The sequence below is a fragment of the Ramlibacter sp. genome (assembly GCF_029866045.1).
Taxonomy (GTDB): Bacteria; Pseudomonadota; Gammaproteobacteria; order Burkholderiales; family Burkholderiaceae_C; genus Ramlibacter.
On the sequence record NZ_JARXAB010000130.1, the window covers coordinates 1 to 8,156 of the forward strand.

8 protein-coding genes and 1 pseudogene are annotated in these 8,156 nt (G+C 64.0%); 1 reads left to right on the plus strand and 8 read right to left on the minus strand.

Annotated elements, in window-relative coordinates; all coding sequences use genetic code 11:
• The 8 genes and pseudogenes from QE494_RS13515 to QE494_RS13550 form a co-directional block, all read right to left on the minus strand.
• Positions 1-83 (minus strand): annotated as a pseudogene (locus QE494_RS13515) (glutathione S-transferase); the annotation flags it as partial.
• Between the two features lie 125 nt (positions 84-208).
• Entirely contained in the window at positions 209-607 is a 399-nt protein-coding gene (locus QE494_RS13520) for a LysR family transcriptional regulator (protein WP_300044047.1), read from the minus strand.
• 238 nt (positions 608-845) lie between these two features.
• On the minus strand, positions 846-2,147 hold the full coding sequence (locus QE494_RS13525; protein WP_300044048.1) for a glycerate kinase: 1,302 nt from the start codon (positions 2,145-2,147) through the stop codon (positions 846-848).
• A gap of 8 nt (positions 2,148-2,155) precedes the next feature.
• Positions 2,156-3,118, minus strand: a complete 963-nt coding sequence (locus tag QE494_RS13530; protein ID WP_300044049.1) for a D-2-hydroxyacid dehydrogenase — start codon at positions 3,116-3,118, stop codon at positions 2,156-2,158.
• A 147-nt stretch (positions 3,119-3,265) separates the two neighbouring features.
• Complete coding sequence (locus QE494_RS13535) at positions 3,266-4,207, minus strand: tripartite tricarboxylate transporter substrate binding protein (RefSeq protein WP_300044050.1); 942 nt, start codon at positions 4,205-4,207, stop codon at positions 3,266-3,268.
• Between the two features lie 108 nt (positions 4,208-4,315).
• Positions 4,316-4,717, minus strand: coding sequence for a VOC family protein (locus QE494_RS13540; protein WP_300044052.1), 402 nt, complete (start codon positions 4,715-4,717; stop codon positions 4,316-4,318).
• Between the two features lie 8 nt (positions 4,718-4,725).
• Entirely contained in the window at positions 4,726-5,706 is a 981-nt protein-coding gene (locus QE494_RS13545; RefSeq protein WP_300044053.1) for a hydroxymethylglutaryl-CoA lyase, read from the minus strand.
• Positions 5,699-6,877 carry a CaiB/BaiF CoA-transferase family protein gene (locus QE494_RS13550; protein ID WP_300044054.1) on the minus strand — a complete coding sequence of 393 codons (1,179 nt, stop codon included), beginning with the start codon at positions 6,875-6,877 and terminating at the stop codon, positions 5,699-5,701. The genes QE494_RS13545 and QE494_RS13550 overlap by 8 nt, the downstream gene beginning before the upstream one ends.
• A 110-nt stretch (positions 6,878-6,987) precedes the next feature.
• On the opposite strand from QE494_RS13550, the gene QE494_RS13555 reads away from it, so the two are divergent.
• Positions 6,988-7,908 (plus strand): LysR family transcriptional regulator, encoded by a 921-nt coding sequence (locus tag QE494_RS13555; protein WP_300044055.1) that lies wholly within the window; start codon positions 6,988-6,990, stop codon positions 7,906-7,908.
• Positions 7,909-8,156 lie beyond the last annotated feature (248 nt).

Genomic DNA, 8,156 nt, shown 5'->3' on the forward strand with positions numbered 1-8,156 from the left:
AGCTGGTAGGGCAGTTGCAGCTCTTCGAGCATCCACAGGGGGCGGAAGGAGCGGGCGCTGACGCAGTGGTGGAGGTGGAGCATGGGCGGCAATGGGCCTCTGGGCCTGGGGTTGAGGCCTGCAGCTTAGCGTGCATGCGGATGCGGCAGAGCGCAGCGAACGAACGGCCTGCGCAAACCAGCTGCCCGGCCGACGCTTCGCACCGACATCACCGGGCCAGCGGTGCCGGGTGCTTTCCCGGTTTCCGGGTGCGGCCGCTGTTTTCAAACAGCTCTCCCGTCGGCCGAGGGGCTTGCTGCGCAGCGCTCACCATGTCTTCCATCCATTGCAGGATGGTCGCGGAGCGCTCGGCGACGACCCGGCCAGCGGCGGTCAGTTCAAGCCCTGACCTGCGGCGGTAGAACAGCGCGAAGCCCAGCATCTCTTCGAGCAGCTGGATGCGGCGGCTGGCGCACATCGTCGACATGTTGCACACCGGAGCTGCGTGCGTCACCGACCCCACCGACGCGCAGACCACCACAAGCCGCAACGTGGTCAGCTCCATGCGGGCCAGGTTGATGGCGCCACTTCCCACTCCGGCGAAGTTTTGTCGAGCGTTCGGATTCATGGTCCCTGGTCAGGTGGCAGGTGGTCTGGTATCTGGCGCTGCGGATACAACCACAGCAAAGGGTTCTGGATGCAATCGCTTAAAGATGACCTGCATACCCTCGCGAGGCGGTGGTAGTGCGGATCGGGACGGGCCACACGGCGCCTTTTTGCAGCCAACAGCCCCGCGATTGGCAAGAAACGCAACGCAGTGGACCGCCCGAGACCGCGATATCACAGACCGCAGGGGGTTATGCCGCTCATTCTTGAGCCACCAGGATGGCGCGAAAGTCGTTCACATTGGTGTGGGTGGGGCCGGTAATGAACAGGTCGCCGATGGCCGAAAAGTACCCGTATGCGTCATGCCGTTCCAGGTGGTCGTCCAGTGCCAGGCCTGCCAGCAAACCTCTGGCCAGGGTATCGGGGGCCACAAACGCTCCCGCGTTGTCCTCGATCCCATCAATGCCGTCCGTGTCTGCGGCAAGCGCCCAGATGCCCGGCGCGCCCTGGAGTGCCTGGGCCAGGCCCATGCAGAACTCTCCAGCCCGCCCGCCACGGCCCCGAGAGACGCCAGCCGGTAGCGGCATCACGGTGACGGTGGTCTCGCCACCGGAAAGCAGCAGCAGCGGGCCGGGCCGATGCGGAGCGTCCTTCCGGGCCTGGCGTGCCAGCGCAGCGTGGACCCGGCCCACGTCCCGGGACTCGCCTTCGATGGCGTCCGAAACAATGAGCGTTTCGATGCCTTGTGCTCTGGCCGCCTGGGCCGCTGCCTGCAGGGATTCCCCGGGTGTGGCGATCACGCTCACGCGGTTGCGCCCGAAGCGCGTGTCACCTGGCTTGGGTGTTTCGAGTGCGCCCGTTGCCAGCGCATCCCGAACCGGCCCGGGCACCGGGATGCCGTACCGGGACAGGATGGCCAGCGCGTCGGCGCAGGACGTGGCGTCCTCGACAGTGGGGCCGCTGGCGATGACGGACACATCGTCGCCGGGCACGTCGCTGATGGCAAGCGTCACCACCTGCGCGGGCCAGCAGGCAGCCGCCAGCTGCCCGCCCTTGATCCGCGACAGGTGCTTGCGCACACAGTTCATCTCGCGGATGTCGGCGCCGGACTCCAGCAATGCGTGGTTGATGCGCTGTTTGTCGGCGAGGTCCAGACCGGCCACGGGGAGCGTGAGCAAAGCGGAACCGCCGCCAGAGATCAGGCAGACCACCAGGTCATCGTGGGTCAACCCCTCCGTCAGGCCCCGGATGCGCAAGGCGGCAGCCAGGCTCGCCTCGTCGGGAACCGGATGGGCTGCCTCGATGATTTCAATGCGCATGGGCAGGCCCGCAGGCCGCGGCGGCGTGTGCCCATACCGCGTGACCACCAGACCGCTGACCGGTGCGTCTGCGGGCCATGCCGCTTCAAACGCATGGGCCATGGCACCTGCGGCCTTGCCCGCTCCGACCACCAGCGTTCTACCCTTGGGTATCCCGGGCAGGTGTGCCGCCAGCGTCTCGGCGGGCAGGGCTCTCCGTACCGCCACCCGGTAAAGTTGCTCCAGCAGCAAGCGGGGCTGCATCGCCGGATTCATGCCGCGGCCACGACCACGTTGACGGGCGTGCCGCGAACGAACGCCTCGACGTTATCGATCAGCTGGTCGGCCAGGCCCTGTATGGCCTCGCGGGAAGCCCAGGCCACATGGGGTGTGAGGATGAAGTTCGGCAGGTCCAGCAGCGCCATGAAGGGGTGGTCAGCCGCTGGTGGCTCCGCCGACACCACATCGAACCCTGCCCCCGAGATCTGGCCGCTGCGCAGTGCCAGTGCAAGCGCCGCTTCATCGACCAGGCCGCCACGGGCGGTGTTGATGATGAGCGGCTTTCGCGCCATCTTCGCGAAATCCTCTGCGCCAAGCATGTTGCGGGTATGGGCGTTGAGCGGGCAGTGCAGCGTGATGACGTCTGAGCGGGCCAGCATGTCGTCGAAGGGCGTGTAGAGGCTGCCTTGCCCGCTGTGCCCTTTGAACGCAGAGAAAAGAACCTGCATCCCCAGCGCCCGCCCGATGGTCGCGACAGCGTTGCCCAGTACGCCGTCCCCGATGATGCCCAGCGTCGAACCCGCCAGATCGCGTACCGGGTAGTCGAAATAGCAGAACTGGCCAGACTCCTGCCACCTGCCTGCCTTCACCGAGTCGCGGTAGGCACAGATGCTCCGGCGCAGGGCAAACATCAGCGCGAAGGTGTGTTCTGGCACGGTGTGGCCGGCGTAGTTGCGGACATTGCTGACGACGATTCCACGCTCGGCACAGGCCTTGAGGTCGATGTTGTCGGTGCCTGTCGCTGCCACCGCGACCAGCTTCAGCCTAGACGCCTGACCCAGGGTTTCCGCAGTGAGTTTCACCTTGTTCGTGATGACGATGTCCGCATCCGCAATGCGACTTGCAACATCGCCGGGTTGTGTGTGGTCGTAGCTGACAAGCTCATGCGCAAACGCAGGAAGCCGCAGGGTGGTGTCTGGAGACAGGGTGGAGCGGTCGAGAAATGCAATCTTCATGGTCGGGTCCGGTGATGGGCGTGATCCCGGTTCGATGCCTGGGTTCAGTGGAAAAGAGGGCGTGGTGACGCCGCTGCGTCGCGAACGCACTGGCAGTTCCTCACGCCGGTGCCTGGCCCGGTGGCCAGGACTTGCTGTTGCCTTCTCTCAGTCGGCCTTGATGTTGCCTTCGCGGACCACCTTGGCCCATGCCGCTGTCTCCAGCTCCACGAATTTGCCCAGTTCCGCAGGCCCCATGTAGACGGCAAAGGCCCCCTGATCCTCAATTTTCTTCTTGAAAGCCTCGCTCTCCACGATGACCTTGATGGCAGCCGCCAGGCGAGCCGTGATGGCAGCGGGTGTCTTGGCGGGTGCGAACACGGCGAACCAGCTTTCCAGTTCGTAGCCGGGCAGGCCCGCTTCGGCCGCAGTGGGAACATTGGGCATTGACGGATGGCGTTTGGCCCCTGCATAGGCCAATGCCTTGAGTTTCCCCGCCTGTACATGGCTGATGACCGACGGCGGTGTCGTGATGAACATGTCCACCTGTCCGCTGATCAGGTCTGTGATCACAGGACCTGCGCCCTTGTACGGCACGTGCGTAAGCGTCACCTTCGTCTGTTTGCCAAACATTTCGCCTGCGATGTGCTGGATCGATCCGTTCCCTGAAGAGGCATAGAACAGGCCTTTGGGGTTTTTCTGGCCATAGGCAATGAACTCCCTGAGATTCGTCACCGGCAGGCTGGCGCTGACCGCCACCACATGCGGTGCGCGCATCACCAGGGCGATAGGGGCGAAGTCAGACGTTTTCCAGCGGATCTGGGAAAACAGCGCAGGGTTGCCGACGTGAAATCCAGAGTACTGGACCAGCAGCGTGTGACCGTCCGCAGGAGCGCGCGCCACAAATTCCGTGCCGATGTTTCCACTGCCGCCAGGCTTGTTGTCCACCACCACAGATTGCCCGAGGGCGGCCTGTAGCTGCTCTCCCACCAATCTGGCCACGATGTCTGTGGACCCGGCCGGTGCGCTTGGCACCACCAGGGTGACGGGCTTGCTGGGATACGTCTCGGCGTGCGCTGCGCTGAGGGCCATGGACATCGCGATGCCCATCAATGCGTTTCTACGAATCATGTCTGTCTCCTTTTTTGTGGCGAAAGAATCCCCCTCCTGGTGCCACAAAGGGCATCCAGGCTGCGAGGATGGGGACGGGGTGGGCGGCTAGCCCGCCGGGGCTGGCTCCGAGATCTCGATGAGGTTCAGGTCCGGGTCACGCAGGTAAACCGAGCGAATCCTGCAAGTGGCACCCGTGCGCATGACCGGTCCTTCAACGATGGGAACTGAGCGCTTTTGCAGATGCGCAATCACCTGGTCGAGTGGAACGGCGGCCAGGAAGCAAAGGTCCAGGGCTCCTGGCACGGGGGTGTGCGCCTTGGGCTCGAACTCGCGGCCCTTCACATGCAGGTTGATCTTCTGGTTGCCGTACTTGAAGGCCTTGCGCTCCACGGGCGGGGTTCCGCCGATGAACGACTCCAGTTTCATGCCGAGCACTTCGGTGTAGAACCGGATGCACTCGGCTTCATTGGCGGTGGTGAGGACAAGATGGTCGAGGTGGCTGATCATGGCGGGTCTCAGGTGGTGGGAGTCGTATCGCGGGCGAGTGCGCGGGCCTGGATTTCTTCGAAGCCTGCAGGAGGCGCGTGGCGCTTGAGCCGCTCTCCTGACCGGCTCACCTGGGCGGGCAGCTCATGGCCGACCAGGCGCTCCAGCTCGTGTGCGGCACCGATGAGGCCTGGCACATCAACGCCGGTGTCGTAGCCCATGCACTGCAGCATGTGAACGACGTCTTCCGTCGCGACATTGCCGGACGCGCCGGGCGCGTAGGGGCACCCGCCGATTCCGCCCAGCGACATGTCGAACTGACGGATGCCGGCCTCCACCGCTGCGAGCGTGTTCACCAGGCCCATGCCCCGGGTGTTGTGAAAGTGGCCCGTAATGTTGAGCTCCGGGTACGCTTGGGCGACCGACGCGCAGACCTGGAACACCTGCGTGGGATAGGCCATTCCGGTGGTGTCGCACAGGGTGACTCCCGTCGCGCCCAGCGAGGCAAACCGGCCCACCAGATCCAGCACGGCGGTCTGAGGAACCTCGCCTTCCATTGGGCAGCCGAAGACGCAGGACAGCGAGATGTTCACTGGCACGCCTGCCCCCAGCGCCAGAGCCGCCACTTCACTCAGCTGGCGCAAGGACTGCTGCCGCGTCATTCGCAGATTCGCCAGGTTGTGTGTCTCGCTGGCGGACATCACCAGGTTGAATTCGTCCACCCTGCATTCCAGCGCGCGCTCTCCCCCCCGTGCATTGGGTATCAGCGCCGTGTAAACCACACCCGGTGCACGCCGGATGCGGTGCATGACGGCTTCGGCATCCTTGAGTGCGGGGATGGCCGTGGGTGAGGTGAAGGAGGTCACCTCGATCTTGGAATAGCCGAGGCCACTGAGCTGGTCTACCAGTTGCACCTTGTCATCGGTTTCCACGAAGACGGCTTCGTTTTGCAGCCCGTCCCGGGTGGCGACCTCGTTGATCCGGAGCTTGATGCCCTTGCCTTCAAACATGATCGGCCTCCGTTTCTGCGCGCGCGGGCCAGCCCGTCATCTCCGAGACGCTCTGGGTGTGTTCCCCTAACAGGGGCGCCGGATGGTGGATGCGTCCCGGCGTGGCGCTGAGTTTGGGCACGATGCCCGGCACCTTGATGTGCGAGCCATCTGCCGTTTTCTGGTCCACGATCATTTCCCGGGCGATGTACTGCGGGTCGTTGACGATGTCCTCGACGGTGTAGACCTTTCCGGCCGGTACCTTGGCTGCATCCAGGACCTCGAGCACTTCTTGCAGCGTTCTGGGCAGCGTCCATGCTTCGATGGCAGCATCTATTTCGGCTACCCGCGCCACGCGGCCGTCGTTTTGCGCCAGCGCCGGGTCGTGCTCCAGGTCGGGGCGGCCGATCGCGGCCATGAGCCGCTTGAAGATGCTGTCGCCATTTCCGGCGATGAGGGCGTAACCGCCGTCTGAGCAGCGGTAGGCGTTGGTGGGGGCGATGCCGGGCAAGGCACTGCCTGAGCGCTCACGCACCGCGCCGAAGGCATCGTACTCGGGCACCAGGCTTTCCATCATGTTGAAAACGCTCTCGTACAACGCGACGTCAATCACCTGTCCTTGACCTCCCCGTGCATCGCGGTGGTACAGCGCCAGCATTACACCGAGGGCACCATGCATGGCAGAGAGGCTGTCGCCAATCGAAATGCCGCACCGCACCGGGACGCGCCCGGGCTCGCCGGTGAGATGGCGCAAACCACCCATGGCTTCGCCCAGCACCCCGAAGCCGGGTTTCTCGCGGTAAGGACCTGTCTGTCCATAGCCCGAGATGCGCAGCATGATGAGTCGGGGGTTGAGCTGGTGCAGTGCGTCCCAGCCAAGGCCCCAGGCTTCCATGGTTCCGGGCTTGAAGTTCTCGATGACAACGTCTGCTTCCTTGAGCAAGGCGCGGGTCGCGTCCTGGCCCTCCGGGGTCCGCAGGTCCAGCGCAACGGAGCGCTTGTTGCGCGACTGGACCTCCCACCAGACGGATGTGCCATCGCGCAGCATCCGCCATTTGCGCAGCGGATCGCCCACCCCTGGTGGCTCCACCTTGATGACATCTGCACCAAAGTCGGCCAGTGTCTTGCCGGCAAACGGGCCTGCAATCAGCTGCCCGAGTTCCAGTACCTTGATTCCTTGAAGTGCTTGCACGTCGGCCTTTTCAGTTGTCTCCGGCGAAATGTAGGCGGGTATGCGCTATCGCAGAATTGCTGATTCATCCACTTGCGTTCGCGTTTTGCGAAATCCCATAGAATGGGCCCATGGCTACGCTCATCAACCCCGCACGCCTCGATTTCGTGACGCTCCGGCTTTTCTGTGCCGTTGCGCAGATGGGCAGCGTGACGCGCGGCGCTGAGGCCTGCAGCTTGGCCGTATCAGCGGCGAGCCGGCGTCTTTCGGACTTTGAACTGGCGGCGGGCACCAAGCTGTTCGACAGGAGCTCGAAAGGCGTGAAGCTGACCCCGGCAGGACATCTCGCCATGCAGCATGCCTTGCGCCTGTTTCAGGGGTTCGAGCAGTTCAGCAGCGAGATCCGCGACTACTCCCGGGGCACGCGCGGGCATGTGCGCTTATGGGCAAACATGTCGGCGCTGACGGAGTTCCTGCCGGCGTGCCTGGCGACTTTCATGAGCGAGCACCCCGACATTCACGTGGAGCTCGAAGAGCAGCTCAGCGGGGATATCGTTCGGGCCGTCGTGGACGGCGTCGCCGATATCGGGATATTTGCCGAGAACACGCCGGTAGGTGATCTCAGTGTCGAGCCTTTCGTCGAGGACCAGCTCGTTGCGGTGTGCGCGCATGACCATCCCCTGGGCAGGAAGAAGCGGGTAAGTTTTGATGAGTGTCTTCAGTACGACTTCGTGGGGTTGAATCGTGGCAGTTCGCTGCTGGAACTGACTTCCCGCGCGGCCGAACACTATGGGCAGGTGATGCGTGTCCGTGTGCAGGTGCGCAGTTTTGATGCGATGTGCCAGCTGATCAATGCGAATCTGGGGATCGGTGTCCTGCCTCTGGCGGTGGTGAGGGAGACCAAACCCCGGCCTTTGAGAATCGTCCATCTGAAGGAAAAATGGGCGCAGCGCAAGCTGCTGATCGGCGTTTCCCAGACCTGCTCTTCCTCGGCCCTCCTGCTGCGTTCGCACTTGCGGGTTTTTGCGGGTACGTCGCCGGGCCCGTCCTGACTGGCAACATCCAGAGGCCTGAACCGCCCAGCAAAAGCTCAATGGTTTTTGTCCTGCCCGCCAAGCGTTGTGAATCAGCGGCACACCACCTCGCTCGGGTCGCACAGCCTGTGCCGGACGCGTCAGAACTTTTCGCAGATCCTGTCCGGCACTTACAACCGCACCGCCTTTCGAAACTCCGCCGGCGACTGCCCCGTCCACCCCCGGAACGCCCGGATAAAACTCTTCTCGTTCTCAAACCCCGCCGC